Source organism: Bacteroides sp. UBA939 (assembly GCF_002293435.1).
In the GTDB taxonomy this organism is placed as follows: domain Bacteria; phylum Bacteroidota; class Bacteroidia; order Bacteroidales; family Bacteroidaceae; genus Bacteroides.
Genome location: NZ_DBDF01000152.1, coordinates 1 through 16,814, shown reverse-complemented (window position 1 = coordinate 16,814; position 16,814 = coordinate 1). Strand labels below are relative to the sequence as shown.

15 protein-coding genes and 1 pseudogene are annotated in these 16,814 nt (G+C 42.3%); 11 read left to right on the top strand and 5 right to left on the bottom strand.

What is annotated here, in order from left to right; all coding sequences use genetic code 11:
• Nucleotides 1–199 precede the first annotated feature (199 nt).
• From B2Z67_RS09485 to B2Z67_RS09470, 4 genes are all read left to right on the top strand, one after another.
• Nucleotides 200–2,395, top strand: a complete 2,196-nt coding sequence (locus B2Z67_RS09485; RefSeq protein ID WP_291529584.1) for a GH92 family glycosyl hydrolase — start codon at nt 200–202, stop codon at nt 2,393–2,395.
• A 165-nt stretch (nt 2,396–2,560) separates the two neighbouring features.
• Nucleotides 2,561–3,721, top strand: coding sequence for a PQQ-binding-like beta-propeller repeat protein (locus B2Z67_RS09480; protein WP_291529583.1), 1,161 nt, complete (start codon nt 2,561–2,563; stop codon nt 3,719–3,721).
• An 8-nt stretch (nt 3,722–3,729) separates the two neighbouring features.
• Nucleotides 3,730–4,233 carry a DinB family protein gene (locus B2Z67_RS09475; protein WP_291529582.1) on the top strand — a complete coding sequence of 168 codons (504 nt, stop codon included), beginning with the start codon at nt 3,730–3,732 and terminating at the stop codon, nt 4,231–4,233.
• 297 nt (nt 4,234–4,530) lie between these two features.
• Entirely contained in the window at nt 4,531–5,013 is a 483-nt protein-coding gene (locus B2Z67_RS09470; protein ID WP_291529581.1) for a cysteine hydrolase family protein, read from the top strand.
• A 95-nt stretch (nt 5,014–5,108) separates the two neighbouring features.
• Here the strand turns inward: B2Z67_RS09470 and B2Z67_RS09465 are convergent, their stop codons facing one another.
• Complete coding sequence (locus B2Z67_RS09465) at nt 5,109–6,233, bottom strand: metallophosphoesterase (RefSeq protein WP_291529580.1); 1,125 nt, start codon at nt 6,231–6,233, stop codon at nt 5,109–5,111.
• Nucleotides 6,234–6,432: 199 nt separating this feature from the next.
• Between B2Z67_RS09465 and B2Z67_RS09460 the strand changes: the two genes are divergently transcribed.
• From B2Z67_RS09460 to B2Z67_RS09450, 3 genes are read left to right on the top strand one after another with little or no spacing between them, the layout of a single operon-like run.
• On the top strand, nt 6,433–6,948 hold the full coding sequence (locus B2Z67_RS09460) for an RNA polymerase sigma factor (RefSeq protein ID WP_291529579.1): 516 nt from the start codon (nt 6,433–6,435) through the stop codon (nt 6,946–6,948).
• Nucleotides 6,929–7,453 (top strand): hypothetical protein, encoded by a 525-nt coding sequence (locus B2Z67_RS09455; protein WP_291529578.1) that lies wholly within the window; start codon nt 6,929–6,931, stop codon nt 7,451–7,453. Before B2Z67_RS09460 ends, B2Z67_RS09455 begins: the two co-directional genes overlap by 20 nt.
• 5 nt (nt 7,454–7,458) lie before the next feature.
• Nucleotides 7,459–8,130 carry a DUF4252 domain-containing protein gene (locus B2Z67_RS09450; protein WP_291529577.1) on the top strand — a complete coding sequence of 224 codons (672 nt, stop codon included), beginning with the start codon at nt 7,459–7,461 and terminating at the stop codon, nt 8,128–8,130.
• Nucleotides 8,131–8,272: 142 nt separating this feature from the next.
• On the opposite strand, the gene recA is transcribed toward B2Z67_RS09450, so the two are convergent.
• Genes recA through B2Z67_RS09435 form a run of 3 tightly spaced genes read right to left on the bottom strand, consistent with a single transcriptional unit; the run spans nt 8,273 to nt 11,006 of the window.
• Nucleotides 8,273–9,310, bottom strand: coding sequence for a recombinase RecA (recA, locus tag B2Z67_RS09445; RefSeq protein ID WP_291529576.1), 1,038 nt, complete (start codon nt 9,308–9,310; stop codon nt 8,273–8,275).
• Between the two features lie 23 nt (nt 9,311–9,333).
• Nucleotides 9,334–9,780 (bottom strand): thioredoxin-dependent thiol peroxidase, encoded by a 447-nt coding sequence (gene bcp, locus B2Z67_RS09440; RefSeq protein WP_291529575.1) that lies wholly within the window; start codon nt 9,778–9,780, stop codon nt 9,334–9,336.
• A gap of 32 nt (nt 9,781–9,812) precedes the next feature.
• The gene (locus B2Z67_RS09435; protein ID WP_291529574.1) at nt 9,813–11,006 is read right to left on the bottom strand and encodes a saccharopine dehydrogenase family protein; all 1,194 of its coding nucleotides are present in this window, start codon (nt 11,004–11,006) and stop codon (nt 9,813–9,815) included.
• A 688-nt stretch (nt 11,007–11,694) separates the two neighbouring features.
• Here B2Z67_RS09435 and B2Z67_RS09430 point away from each other — a divergent pair.
• The 4 genes and pseudogenes from B2Z67_RS09430 to B2Z67_RS09415 all read left to right on the top strand — a co-directional run.
• A pseudogene (locus B2Z67_RS09430) lies at nt 11,695–12,123 on the top strand (META domain-containing protein); the annotation flags it as partial.
• Nucleotides 12,124–12,422: 299 nt separating this feature from the next.
• The gene (dnaK, locus tag B2Z67_RS09425; RefSeq protein ID WP_291529573.1) at nt 12,423–14,339 is read left to right on the top strand and encodes a molecular chaperone DnaK; all 1,917 of its coding nucleotides are present in this window, start codon (nt 12,423–12,425) and stop codon (nt 14,337–14,339) included.
• A 201-nt stretch (nt 14,340–14,540) separates the two neighbouring features.
• Nucleotides 14,541–14,816, top strand: coding sequence for a hypothetical protein (locus B2Z67_RS09420; RefSeq protein WP_291529572.1), 276 nt, complete (start codon nt 14,541–14,543; stop codon nt 14,814–14,816).
• 178 nt (nt 14,817–14,994) lie between these two features.
• On the top strand, nt 14,995–15,861 hold the full coding sequence (locus tag B2Z67_RS09415) for a DUF5700 domain-containing putative Zn-dependent protease (protein WP_291529571.1): 867 nt from the start codon (nt 14,995–14,997) through the stop codon (nt 15,859–15,861).
• Nucleotides 15,862–15,987: 126 nt separating this feature from the next.
• On the opposite strand, the gene B2Z67_RS09410 is transcribed toward B2Z67_RS09415, so the two are convergent.
• Nucleotides 15,988–16,467, bottom strand: coding sequence for a hypothetical protein (locus B2Z67_RS09410; RefSeq protein ID WP_291529570.1), 480 nt, complete (start codon nt 16,465–16,467; stop codon nt 15,988–15,990).
• Nucleotides 16,468–16,814 lie beyond the last annotated feature (347 nt).

Below are 16,814 nucleotides of genomic sequence, written 5' to 3'. Positions count from 1 at the left end.
CGTCCCGTGGGATGAAAGAATTCGTCCCACGGGACGAATGAATGTATTTGCCGCTATGAATAATGCAGGTTAGAAGATTCGGGTAAGCTCCGGTATTTGACTGACAAGCATGAATTTGGCTTTAAAGCAAAAAAAATGAGAGAAAATATTGTTAATTCAAATTCATTCTATTTCTTTGTTGCAGAAAACCGATATGCACATGAAAAGAAAAATCCCTTTTATTACTACTGCTTTGGCAGGTTTGTTTTTTTGTTCTTCCTGTGTTCCGACTGAGAAGACGGAAATGCAGGATTATACCCAATACGTCAATACCTTTATTGGTGCCGCTGATAACGGTCATACATTTCCCGGAGCTTGTTGTCCTTTCGGGATGGTGCAAACCAGCCCCGTGACAGGTGCAGTCGGCTGGAGATACTGTTCTGAATATGTTTATCAGGATTCGTTGATTTGGGGATTCACCCAGACTCATCTGAATGGAACGGGATGTATGGATTTAGGCGATATTCTGGTGATGCCGGTAACCGGTACACGCGCTCGTGCATGGGATGCTTATCGCAGCAGCTTCTCAAAAGATGGGGAAGCTGCCGCTCCGGGGTATTATACGGTCGAACTTTCGGAACCTCAGGTAAAAGCGGAACTGACTGCTTCTATTCATGCAGCTCTTCATCGTTACACTTATCATAAAGCTGATTCGGCTTCTCTATTGATTGACTTACAGCATGGACCTGCATGGGGAGAGAAACAGTACCACTCTCATGTGAATAGTTGCGAAGTAAACTGGGAAGATGCGCAGACACTGACCGGGCATGTCGGTAATACCGTATGGGTGAATCAGGATTATTTCTTTGTGATGAAATTTAGCCGTCCTGTTATAGATTCGCTTTATCTTCCGATGGGAGAAACCGAAAAGGGCAAACGTATCGTCGCTACTTTCGATATGGAACCGGGCGAGGAATTGATGATGAAAGTGGCCCTTTCCACTACCGGCGTAGATGGAGCGAAAAAGAATCTGGAAGCGGAAATTCCCGCATGGGATTTTGACGGAGTGAAAACGGCGGCTCACAATGAATGGAATAGCTATCTGAGTCGTATTGAGATAGATGGTACCGACGATGAAAAAACGAACTTCTATACTTGTTTTTATCATGCGATGATTCAGCCGAATCAGATTTCGGACGTAGACGGAATGTATCGTAATGCCGCTGATTCCATAGTAAAAGCCGGGACAGGTACTTTCTATTCTACATTCTCTCTTTGGGATACGTATCGTGCCGCTCACCCATTCTATACATTGGTGATTCCCGAACGTGTGGACGGCTTCGTAAACTCACTGATAGAACAAGGCGAAGTACAAGGCTTCCTGCCTATCTGGGCATTGTGGGGGAAAGAAAACTACTGTATGGTTGGCAATCATGGCGTATCGGTCATTGCCGAGGCCTATCGTAAGGGGTTCCGTGGCTTTGATGCCGAACGCGCTTTCAATATGATAAAGAAAACTCAAACAGTATCCCACCCGTTAAAGTCAAATTGGGAGGTATATATGAAATACGGATATTTCCCGACCGACCTGATAAAAGCCGAATCCGTATCTTCTACATTAGAATCGGTGTACGACGATTATGCCGCCGCCGATATGGCACGCCGCATGGGGAAAGAGGAAGACGCCATCTATTTTGCAAAACGTGCGGATTATTATAAGAACCTCTTCGATCCGGAAACGAAGTTTATGCGTCCGCGTAAATCCGGCGGAACCTGGAAGGCGCCGTTTAATCCAAGTGCATTGGGACATTCCGAAAGTGTCGGAGGTGATTATACCGAAGGAAATGCATGGCAGTACACTTGGCATGTACAGCACGACGTGCCGGGATTAATCAAACTGTTTGGCGGTGAAGAACCTTTCCTGAGCAGATTGGATTCCTTGTTCACAACTAAGCTGGAAGGTCAAACTCTGTCGGATGTTACCGGATTAATCGGACAGTACGCTCATGGTAATGAGCCGAGCCATCATGTTGCTTATTTATACACATTAGCCGGTCGTCCGGAACGTACGCAGGAGTTAGTCCGTGAAATCTTTGACACTCAATATAAAAATAAGCCTGATGGACTTTGTGGAAACGATGATTGTGGTCAGATGTCTGCCTGGTATATGCTTAGCGCAATGGGATTCTATCCGGTAGACCCGGTGAGTGCGGAATATGTATTCGGCGCTCCACAATTGCCGAAGATGGTATTGTATCTGGCTGATGGCAAGACTTTTACGATTATTGCGGAAAATCTTTCGAAAGAACATAAGTATTTGGATAGTATCACGTTGAATGGAGAACTGTATACGAAGAATACTATATCACATGAAGATATTGTAAAGGGAGGAACGTTGGTATATAAGATGAAATAGCAGGTGATCGGCGATAATAGTGCAGTATAAAAGCGAGATGAATAACAATAAGTACCATTTTGTATGTGAAAAGCGATAAATTACTCCAATCCGAATAGGGGAAATTACTCCTTGCCGCTCTTATAATAAACGAACTGATATGTAATTTTTAGAGTGACAACTATCATGAGAAAAAATAAAAACGGAAGCCGGGTATGGATAATCATTGGATTAGTATTGTTTAGTGTGGGAGCCACGACTGCCTCTTTTATCCGGAAGATAGAGTTTGAGGAGTCTGTAGCCTTAGAAGTAAAGCCGGAAATCTTTTTTAAAGTCGACTCCAAGATACGTTCCGCTATCTTGGTGAACGACGGTAAGCTTTACTTTGGTACTGAAAACTGTGAGTTCCATGCCATTGATATTAATACCAAACAGGAGCTTTGGATGTATTCTGCAAACGAGCCTGTAGAAACATGGCCGGTATTTACGGATAACAAAGTTATATTTAACGCAGGAAACAGTTTGTATATTTTAGATGCTACGGATGGCACTGAAACACACAAATATACTTATCCTTCCGAAAGTTCAATCAGGATAAGTCAAGATACATATACATTCAATGACTCGTATGTGGCGGCCTCAAATGGTATAGCCTACTATGCCGCGCTTAATGGAGATTTAGTGGCGGTTGATATAAAAAGCGGCGCGATGATATGGTCGCTCATTTCCGGAAATCCGGGTGCGGTAGCTTCAGGAGTTAACTTTTCGAATGGAAAACTTTGCTATACCGATTATGCGGGTTCTCTGTGTTGCGTTGACGCACAAACAAGGCAAGTGATATTCCGGACTGAGATACACGACAGGGCTTTTGCGCCTATGTATATCAGCGATGGGAAGATTTATGTCGGCGGGAGAAGTTGCAAAATGTATTGTATTGACGCGAACGACGGCAATGTGATATGGTCATCGCCATCATCCGATGACACGACATGGTTTTCGGGAGGGTCGGTTTCTGTAGGCAACACACTTTATTCCTGTACCTCGGATGAACACACGATTGCCGCCTTCAACAAAAATACGGGAGAGTTGTTACGCTTGTACCCAACAGAAACGAACGCATATACTCCACCGCTTCTTCATGGTGATAACATTGTAGTTGCCGCGACTGACGTCTACTCATTCAATAAATCGAATATAATGGAGTTCGATACAAAAGCCCACACAAAGCTTTGGCAAGCAACACTTGAGGATTGTGTATTGTCATCTCCGGCAATCTATCAGGACGTATTGTACTTTGGTTCAGACTCAGGTACAATTTACTGTATCAATTTAACTAAAAAGGAATAATGACTATTATGCAAGAAAATAATTTTAGGCACATAACCGATGGCATTGCAAAGGTTATTGAAACAGAAGAAAGTTTATTGAGAGATTTGCCCGTAGAAGTTATAACATTAAGGCGGAACAGACAGAACCGCACTATCAAACAAATACTCGGTCACTTGGTTGATTCGGCATCAAACAATCATCAACGAATGGTTCGTCTGCAATATAGCAAAGACTTACTTTTCTTTCCTGATTACCGGCAAGATAATGATTTGTGGATATCTCTGCAGGATTATCAAAATGCGGATTGGGCTAACTTAATCCAGCTATGGAAGTTTTATAATTTACATATCATTCAGGTTATCAAATCAGTAGATGCTTTAAAGTTGGATAGTTACTGGTGTGACTTTGAAGGAACAAAGGTCACATTGAAAGAAATGATAGAAGGTTATTTGGAGCATCTGAACCTTCATATAAAAGAAATTCATGAATTGGTTGGTAATACTCTATTGTCTGTACAGGGAAATATTTGAAATAAAAATGGCGCCATTTAATGTTTGAACCTCAGAACTCCCTCCCAGGATTTTGAGCAATTCCACCCTCATCTTTCACCTTTTCTCCGTATCCCCTTATTCATCGGCGTGTGAATGGGGGGAGTAAGGATGTGACTTATCCTGTACTCGCCGTCTACTTGTATTTATTGGGAAAATACTTGTATTATTGAAATCAATAATGTATCTTTGTATTTGAAAGATTAAGTGTCGGCAGTCGCCATTGGAAGTACACCACCGTATATAAACCGTCCGGCAAGGACATAAATAATAAGTGATATGAAAAGGGCATTAGTGATAATAGATATTCAAAATGATATAACAAAGAATTACAAGGATATAATTGATAATATAAATAAATCAATTGATTGGGCAGTTAATAACGATGTTGATGTTGTTTATATGAGGCATGAATATTTGTCGGATACTATGAAGAAATTTAAGCCAAATACTTACGGATCAGAATTAGCCCCGGACTTAAAGATAGTATCAGAAAATGTTTTTACTAAATATCAATTGAATGCATTAAGTAGTGAGGAATTCAAAGACTTTATCAATCGAAATGCAATATGTGAGTTCTACATAGCAGGGGCAGATGCTATTGCTTGTGTAAAAACAACCTGTTACAATTTACTTAAAGAGAATTATAAAGTTAATGTCTTATCGGATTGCATTACCAGTTGTAGTAAAAAGAAGATAGATGAAATGCTTCGATATTATGAAAGTAAAGGCTGTAAAATAGTTGCTTCAAATGAACTTTGAGTCTACTTCAAAAAGTCTTTTTTATCAGAAATTAATGCCACACAAATACTTCTGAAAGGGGGTAAAAGTGCTTAAGTGCACTTTTTGAAGGGAACTCAACTTTGAAATTTCAAATCAATGACAACCACTTCCGAGTATCCTGCTGTGCGAATCGGCGGTCCCCACGTTCCGACACCGCAGGATATATAAAAATACGATTTACCTTTTTGCAGAAATCCCCAATCCTGTTCATATGTTTCGCTCGTGATGTAACTCAATGGCCACATCTGTCCATGATGCGTATGTCCTGACAATTGCAGGTCTATGCCTGCCTGTTCCGCTTCTTTGAGGTTGTATGGCTGATGGTCGAGCAGGATGACAGGCAGTTGTTTGTCTATTCCTTCCAGCAGTTCGGGGATTGTCTTTCGCGAACGGCTTGACCGGTCTTTCCGTCCGGCAATGTAGAAACTGCCGTCAATTAAAACTGTTGTATCAAGCAAAGGCTGTACTCCGTGAGAAGCCAGATAATCAATGGCTATATTACTTTTTTCTTCACCGCGAATACGCTCGTGATTGCCATTAACAAAACACACACCGTATTTGGGCTTCAAATGGTTGAATTCCATCCCCATCCCATTTTTGATTACCGTTTCAGGATTCCCGTCGAATACGTCTCCAACTAACAGAACAATATCCGGATGCTGGTCATTAATCGTTTTCACTATTCGCGCCAACGTCTTGCGGTCATGTATATTCCCCAAGTGAATATCGCTTGCCATTGCAATTCGCAATGAAGTAAGCTGCCCGGCTTTTTTATCTATGGGAATAGTCAGTTGGGTTACACGCGGATAGTGTGCATTGCAATAACCATATATGATAATGAAGGCAAGCGCCAGACAAACCGTCCCAAACAGGATGGTTTTACTTCTCCGGTAATTCCGATAGATAATATCAGGCCGGATTTTACCTATCCATCTGACAATCCGTAGAATGTCAATGGCAAGCAAAATGAGGAAGCCGTACAGCACAACAGCTAACATGATGTAGCCAAGGGCATAACAAGCATCATACAATGCTTCCGAAACCAGCTTCATCCGCACAATCACAAACGATGAGGCCATTAGGCAAAATATCACAGTAAACCAAACCTGCCAACGCCTTGATATTTCAAGCGATTGCCAACCGCGGACAAACAAATAGGTGCATCCGGCGGCATAAGCATATAGTAAATACGACCACATATATTGCCAGAGAATTTTTATTACCGTACAAAAATAGGCTTTTTAAGCGACACTGCTAAATAGTTGTCCTTAATAAGTGTCGATGTGCTTGATTTTCCGGGATATCTTAAAATGTGTTTTCTTTGTAACAAAATTCCGCCCCGTCACGTCTAACAAATAGAAACAATAAAAAAACAAGATTGAAATACAGAAAAAACGCATGGATGCTGAAAGTTTTAAAAATGAGTTTCTGCCCTATCACCGCAAACTGTACTGCGTAGCCTATCGCTTATTGGAGAATGCGGCTGACGCGGAGGACTTGGTGCAGGAAGCCTATCTGAAACTGTGGGACAAGCGGGAAGGATTGACGGTTATCAGTAACCCGGAAGCGTTTAGCGTTACTTTGGTAAAGAATATGTGTTTCGACTTGCTCCGGTCCGGAAAGTATATTTTGAGTAAACAAACCGTTGAACTGACAGCCGTACAGGACGTTTTGTTGATAGATAATATAGAAGAACGGGATAAAGTGCAACAAGTTAAAGATATCATTGCACGTTTACCCGAACAACAGCAACAGATTGTGAGTTTGCGTGATGTTAAAGGCTGTTCTTACGAAGAGATAGAACAAGTTACCGGATTGAATGCTACCAATGTCCGCGTACTGCTATCTCGGGCGAGGAAAAAGATACGTGAGGAATTTAAAAAATGGAATAATTATGAAAGTAGAGGAAATTGAAAGGCTGCTCGCCGAGTTTTACGAGGGGAACACTACCGAGAGCCAGGAAGAGATATTGAAAGATTATTTCAGGACTGCGGAAGTGCCCGGGAATCTGCATAAAGACAAAGAAATTTTTCTCAGCCTTTATCAGGATGCGAATCAAGAAGTGGAAGTGCCTGCAGGATTGGTGGATAAATTGAGCTTGCTGATTGATAAGAAAGCTGAAGAAGAACAACGTTTCTTCATCAGGAATAAGTCCAAACGTAACTGGCGCTGGATTGGAAGTATTGCCGCCACCGTGCTATTGCTTATCGGTATCGGATATGGTACGGGAAATTTGGACAAGGATATATGCTCGCCACCACGGGATACCTTTTCTGATCCGGAACAAGCTTACAGGGTATTGCAAGCAACATTAATGGAGGTTTCCACCAATTTGAACAATGGATTGAGTGAGGTGGAGAAAACCCAGTTGGATATAATAACAGTGAATCAAGAAGTTAAACAAGAAATACAAAGGTAATGATTATGAAATTTAGTAAAATTCTATTAGCAGGTGCGTTGCTATTGCTGCCACTGCTTTGCCAAGCGCAGAAAAACATATTCAATAGTTACAATGATATGAAAGGAGTCTCCTCCGTTTATATCTCCAAGGCTATGATTGAAATGAATTCGCACCTTTTTACTAAAGATGTCTATATTGGAAAGGTGTCCGGAAAGCTGGATTGTGTGCAGATTCTTTCGACTATGGATAATAATATAAAGAAAGAAATGCTCAAGGACCTCCGCACGTTGGTACAATCGTCCAAGTATGAGTTGCTCATGAAACAAAAAGGAACGGTGTCCAGTTCGGAGTTTTATATGAGCAGAAAGGGAGATAAGGTTAAGGAACTTATCATGATAATTGATGGCTCCGCAAGTTTGAAGTTTGTTTATCTGGAAGGGGAAATGACTTTGAAAGATATTCAGAATATTATGATGTATCAGAGTATGAATACGGGTGGTAATAATTTGCATCATATATTAGGTGGGGCACTAAACCTGGCGAATGCGAATGTCATGGAAAACCTGAAAGGCTTAGAAAACCTGAAGGGCTTAGAACATTTGAAGGATAACAAATTGTTTCAGGAAAGTTTTGAGAAAAGTATGGAGATGCTGGGAACACGTTTGGAAAATTTTGATTTTGGAAATTTGGAATGAGCACCGATTTCTGATATGTGTAGATAGAGCGTTTGTTGAAGAAAAGGGTGTGCCAAAACCCGGTTCTAAAAGAATACCCCTGCTGTAATAATTACGGCAGGGGTATTTTAATTGTCTTTTCGGCTTCTGATATATATCCTCTTTATTTGTCTTTCTTTAATTCAGCGAAAATACGGGCTGACAGTTCTTCCGCCAGTTCTGGATTGTCGGCAATCACTTGCTTGGCGGCATCACGACCTTGACCAAGTTTAGTATCGTTGTAACTGTACCATGAACCGCTCTTCTTGACGATATTCATTTCGACGCCCAAATCAATAATTTCTCCCGAACGTGAAATTCCTTCACCAAACATAATATCAAACTCAGCTCTACGGAACGGAGGAGCTACTTTGTTTTTTACTACTTTTACGCGCGTCTGATTACCAATCACTTCCTCACCATCTTTAATCTGTTGCGCACGGCGGATATCCAAACGTACCGATGCGTAGAATTTCAATGCATTACCACCGGTAGTTGTTTCGGGGCTACCGAACATTACGCCGATTTTTTCGCGTAGCTGGTTGATAAAGATACATGTGGTGCGTGTCTTGCTGACAGCGGATGTCAGTTTACGCAATGCTTGCGACATCAGACGGGCCTGTAAGCCTACCTTGTTTTCGCCCATATCGCCTTCTATTTCAGCCTTTGGGGTTAGGGCGGCCACGGAGTCTATCACAATAATGTCAATAGCAGACGAACGTATCAGTTGCTCGGCGATTTCCAGAGCCTGTTCGCCATTATCCGGTTGTGAAATCCAGAGATTGTCTATATCCACACCCAGTTTGGCGGCATAGAAACGGTCGAAAGCATGTTCCGCATCAATGAATGCAGCGATACCTCCGGCTTTCTGCGCTTCGGCAATAGCGTGGATAGCTAATGTTGTTTTACCGGAAGATTCCGGGCCATAGATTTCAATGATACGTCCACGCGGATAACCGCCAACGCCTAAAGCCGCATTCAAGGCAACGGAGCCGGTGGATATTACTTCCACGTCTTCTATCTTTTCATTACCCATTTTCATGATAGAACCTTTACCGAAGCTCTTTTCTATCTTATCCATGGCAACTTGGAGCGCTTTCAACTTTTCGTTTGGCGCTACACTTTTCTCATTCTCAAAATTAAGTTCGTCTTTCTTAGCCATATTGCTTACTTACTATTTTTAAATTAAAGGATTTGTGCTGCATGCTCTTTGGTTTTTACTTCCTTAGGCGTAATGATACGCTCTATCACTCCTTCTTGATTGATGATAAAGGTGGTGCGGAAAGTTCCCATATACTTGCGTCCATACATACTTTTTTCACCCCATACTCCGAATTCCTCCACGAGCTTCTTGTCCGTATCTGCAATCAACGTAAAGGGCAGGTTATTTTTCTCTATAAACTTTTGGTGCGACTTTTCGTTATCCACACTTACGCCGATAACCTCATAACCGGCTTTGCATAATTCCGAATAGTTATCACGTAGGTTGCAGGCTTGTGCCGTGCAGCCCGAAGTCATATCTTTGGGATAGAAATAGAGAACAATTTTCTTTCCTTTATAGTCGCTGAGGCGGATTTCTTCACCTTGCTCATTGATTCCCAATACTTGGGGCGCTTTATCTCCGACTTGCATATTCTTTAAATTATGAATTATCTTTATTTGATTTATATTTCTAAGTTTTCGTCAAATACTTCGTGCCACGGTAAACCCTGTTTGTTGAGTTGTTCCATGAACGGATCGGGATTAAATTCTTCCACATTCCAAACGCCCGGCTGCTTCCACAAGCCTTTAAGGAACATCATGGCTCCTATCATGGCAGGAACACCGGTAGTATAGCTTACGCCCTGCATACCCGTTTCCTTGTATGCTTCCTGGTGGCTGCAATTGTTATATATATAATAGGTGTGTTCTTTACCATCTTTCAAGCCACGGATACGGCAACCGATAGAGGTTTCACCTTCATAGTTTTCACCTAAATCCTGTGGGTTGGGTAATATGACTTTCAAGAATTGAAGAGGGACAATCTTTACTCCGTTGTAGTCTACTTCGTCTATACGCGCCATGCCGATATTCTGAATGACACGCAAGTGAGTGAGATACTCTTGCCCGAAAGTCATCCAGAAACGTGCACGTTTGATGGTAGGGAAGTTCTTTACCAGAGACTCTAATTCTTCGTGATATAATAAGTATGAGTCACGCGGTCCGATATTCGGATAAGTCAAATCCTTATGGATTTCCAACGGTTGGGTAGTTACCCATTTGCCGTCTTCATAATAACGTCCGTTCTGGGTGATTTCGCGGATGTTGATTTCGGGGTTGAAGTTTGTGGCAAACGCCTTGTGATGATTACCTGCATTGCAGTCTACAATATCCAGATATTGTATCTCGTCGAAATGATGCTTGGCGGCGTATGCAGTATAAATACCACTTACACCCGGGTCGAAACCGCAGCCGAGGATAGCGGTCAGTCCGGCATCTTCAAAACGTTTTTTATAAGCCCACTGCCAACTGTATTCAAAGTGAGCCACGTCTTTCGGCTCATAGTTGGCTGTGTCCAGATAGTTAACCCCGCTCTTGAGGCATGCTTCCATAATGGTCAAATCCTGATAGGGGAGTGCTACGTTTATGACAATTTCGGGTTTAAAGCTATTAAATAGAGTTACCAGTTCGTCTACATTGTCGGCATCCACCTGTGCAGTCTGAATGTTGGGGTTACCGATTGCTTCTACAATAGCGTCGCATTTGGATTTGGTACGACTGGCAATCATGACTTCAGTAAATACATCCGGATTTTGAGCCACTTTATGTGCAACGACTGTACCTACGCCGCCTGCACCGATAATAAGAACTTTACCCATTTCTATTAATTACAATTACAAGTTACAAATTATAAACTAAGAATTACACTGTATTTATTATAATAAACAGGTCTCTTTTATTGAAATAAAGGAGAACCTTCTTTTTAATTAGGAGCAAATATAGAACTTAATTCGCAGATATACATTAAAATTCTGCTAAATACTTTCTATAAAAAATCTTTTATTTTTAAACAAACAGTTCACTTTGGGGTTATAATAGCAATAATTTCTCATAGGTCAATGTTCATAATTAGTTTATACTATAATTTTTTAGACGCAGATAACGCGATGACACGGATCTCATTTTATCTTCCGGATGGGATAACGTAGCGCAGCATTTAAAAATCTGCGTCATCCGCGTCTAAAGAATNNTTTCGCTATATTATCATTCATAGCATGAACTAATTTATGAACAGCTACTTAGAATGCGAATCAGTAGTTAAAGGAGTTATCACTTCGCTCTCCTCAAATTGATATCAGGGGATGGGGTGGTTAGCAGAATGAGTACTGCTACCTGTCAGGGCCGTGTCTGCTCCGTATCACCTCCGTATCCTATAGAACGGACTTTATACGGAGTTGGTATGGAGCAGATACGGAGCGGGTATTCCTATTTTATAGATTACGCTTATAATTCGTAAATTTTATGTAAGTTTGCGACCAGAGAATCAACTTAAAACAATAAATTATGATGAAAAAAGTATTTGCATTTATTTGTATGACAGGAGCTTTGGTAGCTTTGTCATCTTGTGGCACAGCTAAAGATGCTGTGACATTATCTTCCATCAATGGTGAATGGAATATTATTGAAATAAACGGCGCTGCTGTAGTTCCTGCCCCTAATCAGGACTTTCCTTTTATAGGTTTTGATACATCTGCCGGAAAAGTGTATGGTAACAGTGGTTGTAATCGTATGACAGGGGCGTTTGATGTGAATGCGAAACCCGGTACGATTGATTTAGGTACTATGGCGAGTACTCGTAGGGCATGTCCGGATATGACTTTAGAACAAAATGTATTGTCGGCACTGGGGAAAGTGAAGAAGTATAAGAAACTGGGTTCGGAGAATATCGCTTTATGCGGTTCTTCCAATCGCCCTATTATTGTGCTGAAAAAGAAATAAGTAGGGTGTTATAGAGTCCGTTTCATTATTGAGATAAAAAGCAGGGTGTTAATTCAATGAGTTAGCACCCTGTTTTTTTGTTCCTATACGGGATATTCAGGAGGATGGCAGACTCTTTCATTATAGAAATGTCGGTCAATCCGGTTCTATTCTGCCAAACTGACAGAACTTCTGCCAATCAGGAATATTGCAACATTCTCTGAACATTTTGGCATAAGGTTTGTCTTTTTATTGGCGTCTACCATTGCGGTGGACAAACTGAAACTTGAATAATAACAAATAAAAAAATAACAATTATGGGAAAAATTATTGGTATTGACTTAGGAACTACAAACTCTTGCGTTTCCGTATTTGAAGGAAACGAACCTGTAGTAATTGCAAATAGTGAAGGAAAACGTACTACTCCATCTATCGTAGCATTCGTAGACGGTGGAGAACGTAAAATTGGTGATCCTGCAAAGCGTCAGGCTATCACTAACCCTACGAGAACTGTATTTTCAATCAAACGTTTCATGGGTGAAACCTGGGAGCAAGTACAAAAAGAAGTTGCCCGTATGCCTTATAAGGTAGTGAAAGGTGATAATAATATGCCTCGTGTGGATATTGACGGTCGTTTGTACACTCCGCAGGAAATTTCAGCTATGATTCTTCAGAAAATGAAGAAGACTGCCGAAGACTATTTGGGGCAGGAAATTACAGAAGCCGTTATTACTGTTCCGGCTTACTTCTCCGATTCTCAGCGTCAGGCAACTAAAGAAGCCGGTCAGATTGCCGGTTTGGATGTGAAACGTATCGTAAACGAACCGACAGCCGCTGCCTTGGCTTATGGTATTGATAAGTCTCATAAGGATATGAAGGTTGCCGTGTTTGACCTTGGAGGTGGTACATTCGATATCTCTATCCTGGAATTCGGTGGCGGTGTATTTGAAGTATTGTCTACGAACGGTGATACCCACTTGGGTGGTGACGACTTCGACCATGTAATCATCAATTGGTTGGTAGAAGAATTTAAGAAGGATGAAGGCGCCGACTTGACGCAGGACCCGATGGCTATGCAACGTCTGAAAGAAGCTGCTGAAAAAGCCAAGATTGAATTGTCTTCTTCTACAAGTACAGAAATCAATCTGCCGTACATTATGCCGGTAGGTGGTGTACCCAAGCATTTGGTGAAGAATTTGACTCGTGCTAAATTCGAAGCTTTAGCTCACAGTCTGATTCAGGCTTGTCTGGAACCGTGTAAGAAAGCCATGTCTGATGCCGGTTTAAGCAATTCTGATATTGATGAAGTAATCCTTGTTGGTGGTTCTTCCCGTATTCCTGCTGTGCAGAAGTTGGTTGAAGATTTCTTTGGTAAAACTCCCTCTAAAGGTGTGAATCCGGATGAAGTTGTAGCTGTAGGTGCTGCAGTACAGGGTGCCGTATTGACGGATGAAATCAAAGGTGTAGTATTGTTGGATGTTACTCCGCTGTCTATGGGTATTGAAACATTGGGTGGTGTTATGACGAAGTTGATTGATGCTAACTCCACTATTCCTTGCAAGAAGAGCGAAACCTTCTCTACGGCTGCCGACAACCAGACGGAAGTTACCATCCACGTATTGCAGGGTGAACGTCCGATGGCTGCACAGAACAAATCTATCGGTCAGTTCAACCTGACAGGTATTGCTCCGGCACGTCGTGGTGTTCCTCAGGTTGAGGTGACATTCGATATTGATGCCAACGGTATCTTGAAGGTATCTGCCAAAGATAAGGCTACCGGCAAGGAACAAGTCATCCGTATTGAAGCTTCCAGTGGTTTGAGCAAGGAGGAGATTGACAGAATGAAGGCTGAAGCTGAAGCCAATGCCGAAGCTGATAAGAAAGAACGTGAGAAGATTGATAAGCTGAATCAGGCTGACTCAATGATCTTCACTACTGAGAATCAGTTGAAGGAGTTGGGCGATAAGTTGCCGGCTGACAAGAAAGCTCCGATTGAAGCTGCTTTGCAGAAACTGAAAGATGCCCATAAGTCACAAGAATTGGCTGCAATAGATACTGCAATGGCAGAATTGAACACTGCATTCCAGGCTGCAAGTGCTGAAATGTATGCACAGAGCGGTGCACAAGGTGGCGCCCAGGCTGGTCCTGATATGAATGCCGGACAAGGTGGCACTCAGGATGATGGCAAGCACGGAGATAATGTGCAGGATGCGGACTTTGAGGAAGTGAAGTAAGTTCAGCAATTATCGAACGGCAAGTGTGTGATAGCCAGGCGAATTTGTATTTTATTCTTCGTGCCGGTAATCGCGGTTAATTGGCTGCTTGCGAGCCGCCTGCCGGAAGTGTATTTGACACTGCTCGACCATCCTGTTGTGGTGGTCGAGGGTGTCATTCGCATATTGTTGATGGTGCTTTCATTTTTGATGCTCATCGACATGAAAAGTCGGACGGGGCGCCTCGGTATTCGGATATATGCTATCGGACTGGCAATCTATCTCACCTCTTGGATAATATTGTTGTGTGATCCGGTCACCGACAATCTGGTCGTGTTGCTGTCGGGTTATTGGAGTGCTGTGATATGGCTCGTTGGTATCGGCCTTGCAAGCGACAAGCTGTGGATCCGAATACCTTGGCGACGATGGATTTACATCACACTGTCGATAATGTTCGGAGTGTTCCATACCTGGCATGGATATCTGTTATTGAAATGATTGACTATACTATTAAAGAAGGTATCTAAAAAAAGCAATGAAAAAGATCATCTTATTGACATTATGTCTGTTCTGGTTCGGAACACTTGGGGCACAACTCCGAATGCAATTTCACACCGAGTCGGTCGACTCTTTGTTGGCGTGGTTCGATGAAGGTACTCCCTCCGACGCGATCCCTGTGCTAACAACACTGCCGGCCAACCGTTTTATGGAGCAGTTATTGCTTCATAATGAGGCAGGCGGGACGTCATTTTCCGATGCACTGGCTGCTTTTGCAGATGATCGAACCCACCCCGACTACCTGTTGGCAGAGGCATATACCCGGCGCAAGCAAATAGCCACGCTGGCACAGGCGATGGTCGATCCGGCGGTGACGGAGGGTGTATGGCAGTATGTTATCGATTATTTCCCTCAGGATTTCGACGCCGGACAGTTCCCTGCTTACGAAGTCTGGTTTACCGCTACAGGATGGCAATGGGGCGATGCAATGACGTTCTCATACAATCCTGAAAATTATGAGATCGGCGATGTTGGCAAACCTGCCATCATTTTCAACCTGACCCTCATCTGTTCGCTCTACGGCGAGGGGTTGCAACAACAGCTCAGTACATTTCAAAACGTACTGAAACATGAATTGTTCCATGCTGTGCTGGCCGATTATCGCACCTTGAAACAAATCCCTGAGCCGGAAACGATTGAGGAACTGGCAGACTATTCACTCTACAACGAAGGCATCGCACACTATCTCGCCAACGCAGAGATGTTCCGTGAGCAAGGCGATGCGTTGAAAGAAAAAGAGCAGGCCGCTTTTAAGCGCTATTCGGAGCAACGGCGGGTGATCTTCGATGCCAATCAACCCGACGAAGTCCGCATGGCAGCTATCCAGGAAGGATTGCAAGGACCTTATTGGGATAAATACATTTGTGTGACCGGTCTTTTTATGGCTGCACGTATCGAACAATATGGTGGTCGCGAACTGCTTCGTGAGTGCATTGCCCGTGGGCCGAAATATTTTATAGAGACTATGCATCGGATTTCCCATTAAACAATGAAGCATTGAGTCCACTTCAAAAAGTCTTTTTTTTCAGGATTTAACGCCCTACAAATACTTCCGAAAGGGGGTAAAAGTGCTAAATTGCACTTTTTGAAGGGGGTTCAACATTGAAAGCCTCTACTTTATTGTTTCCTCCTTTTTGAAGTTTCTCTCTACAAACTTTTTCTGATAGTCTTTAACCTTATCTGCTCCGATGGTACTCTTACCCGTGTCATAGGATTGAAAGCCTGAAAACGAAATTGCGGTATGTATTTCCACTCCATACTTTTCTTTAACGGCATAATCTACGATCGGAATCTTTTCTACATCCAATATCGCATTGAATGGGGTGGTTACGCTGATTGTTTTTACCCACGGAAACGTGGTGATGCTCTCTGTCGCCTTTTTGCCCGATGCATCGGTGTAAACGGCGGTCAATATGAACAGCGAAAGCATATCTACGCCACCTGTGATAACGTAGGTAACTTCGCTTGTCTTCGTAGTTACCGCTTCTGTTTTTTCCTGCTCTTTGTTTGGGTCTGCCTTTTGGGGATTTGTGCCGCACGAAACCAACAGTAACATGACAATAGGCAACAGTAATAAGATTAAATTTTTCATAAATTCATGAATTTATTAGTTGAACATATTATTCATTCAAACATATTAATATTTTCTAATAAAACAAAATTTACGCTGAATAGTTTAAGCCTGTTTAACTTTTCTTCTATAATAAGTAACTACTCAGGTGTGCTAATAGAGATACTACTTGATTATCAAAGGAATAGCATACCTGAGTAGTTACTATAATAATCTTACTCAAGTTTCGCAAGTTGCTAATCTGTATTATTCATACTGCAGGAGTTAAAGGGGTTATCGCCGTACTAAAACCGTATAAAATCGTGTCTGCTCCGTACCAGGGCCGTGTCAAAGCATTACCAACTCCGTACCCGCTCCGTATAAAGGTA

Excerpts from the sequence above, each read along its gene's own strand:
- B2Z67_RS09485 (WP_291529584.1), top strand. The coding sequence starts at position 200 with ATGAAAAGAAAAATCCCTTTTATTACTACTGCTTTGGCAGGTTTGTTT.
- B2Z67_RS09480 (WP_291529583.1), top strand. The coding sequence starts at position 2,561 with ATGAGAAAAAATAAAAACGGAAGCCGGGTATGGATAATCATTGGATTA.
- B2Z67_RS09475 (WP_291529582.1), top strand. The coding sequence starts at position 3,730 with ATGCAAGAAAATAATTTTAGGCACATAACCGATGGCATTGCAAAGGTT.
- B2Z67_RS09470 (WP_291529581.1), top strand. The coding sequence starts at position 4,531 with ATGAAAAGGGCATTAGTGATAATAGATATTCAAAATGATATAACAAAG.
- B2Z67_RS09465 (WP_291529580.1), bottom strand. The coding sequence starts at position 6,233 with ATGTGGTCGTATTTACTATATGCTTATGCCGCCGGATGCACCTATTTG.
- B2Z67_RS09460 (WP_291529579.1), top strand. The coding sequence starts at position 6,433 with ATGGATGCTGAAAGTTTTAAAAATGAGTTTCTGCCCTATCACCGCAAA.
- B2Z67_RS09455 (WP_291529578.1), top strand. The coding sequence starts at position 6,929 with ATGAAAGTAGAGGAAATTGAAAGGCTGCTCGCCGAGTTTTACGAGGGG.
- B2Z67_RS09450 (WP_291529577.1), top strand. The coding sequence starts at position 7,459 with ATGAAATTTAGTAAAATTCTATTAGCAGGTGCGTTGCTATTGCTGCCA.
- recA (WP_291529576.1), bottom strand. The coding sequence starts at position 9,310 with ATGGCTAAGAAAGACGAACTTAATTTTGAGAATGAGAAAAGTGTAGCG.
- bcp (WP_291529575.1), bottom strand. The coding sequence starts at position 9,780 with ATGCAAGTCGGAGATAAAGCGCCCCAAGTATTGGGAATCAATGAGCAA.
- B2Z67_RS09435 (WP_291529574.1), bottom strand. The coding sequence starts at position 11,006 with ATGGGTAAAGTTCTTATTATCGGTGCAGGCGGCGTAGGTACAGTCGTT.
- dnaK (WP_291529573.1), top strand. The coding sequence starts at position 12,423 with ATGGGAAAAATTATTGGTATTGACTTAGGAACTACAAACTCTTGCGTT.
- B2Z67_RS09420 (WP_291529572.1), top strand. The coding sequence starts at position 14,541 with ATGAAAAGTCGGACGGGGCGCCTCGGTATTCGGATATATGCTATCGGA.
- B2Z67_RS09410 (WP_291529570.1), bottom strand. The coding sequence starts at position 16,467 with ATGAAAAATTTAATCTTATTACTGTTGCCTATTGTCATGTTACTGTTG.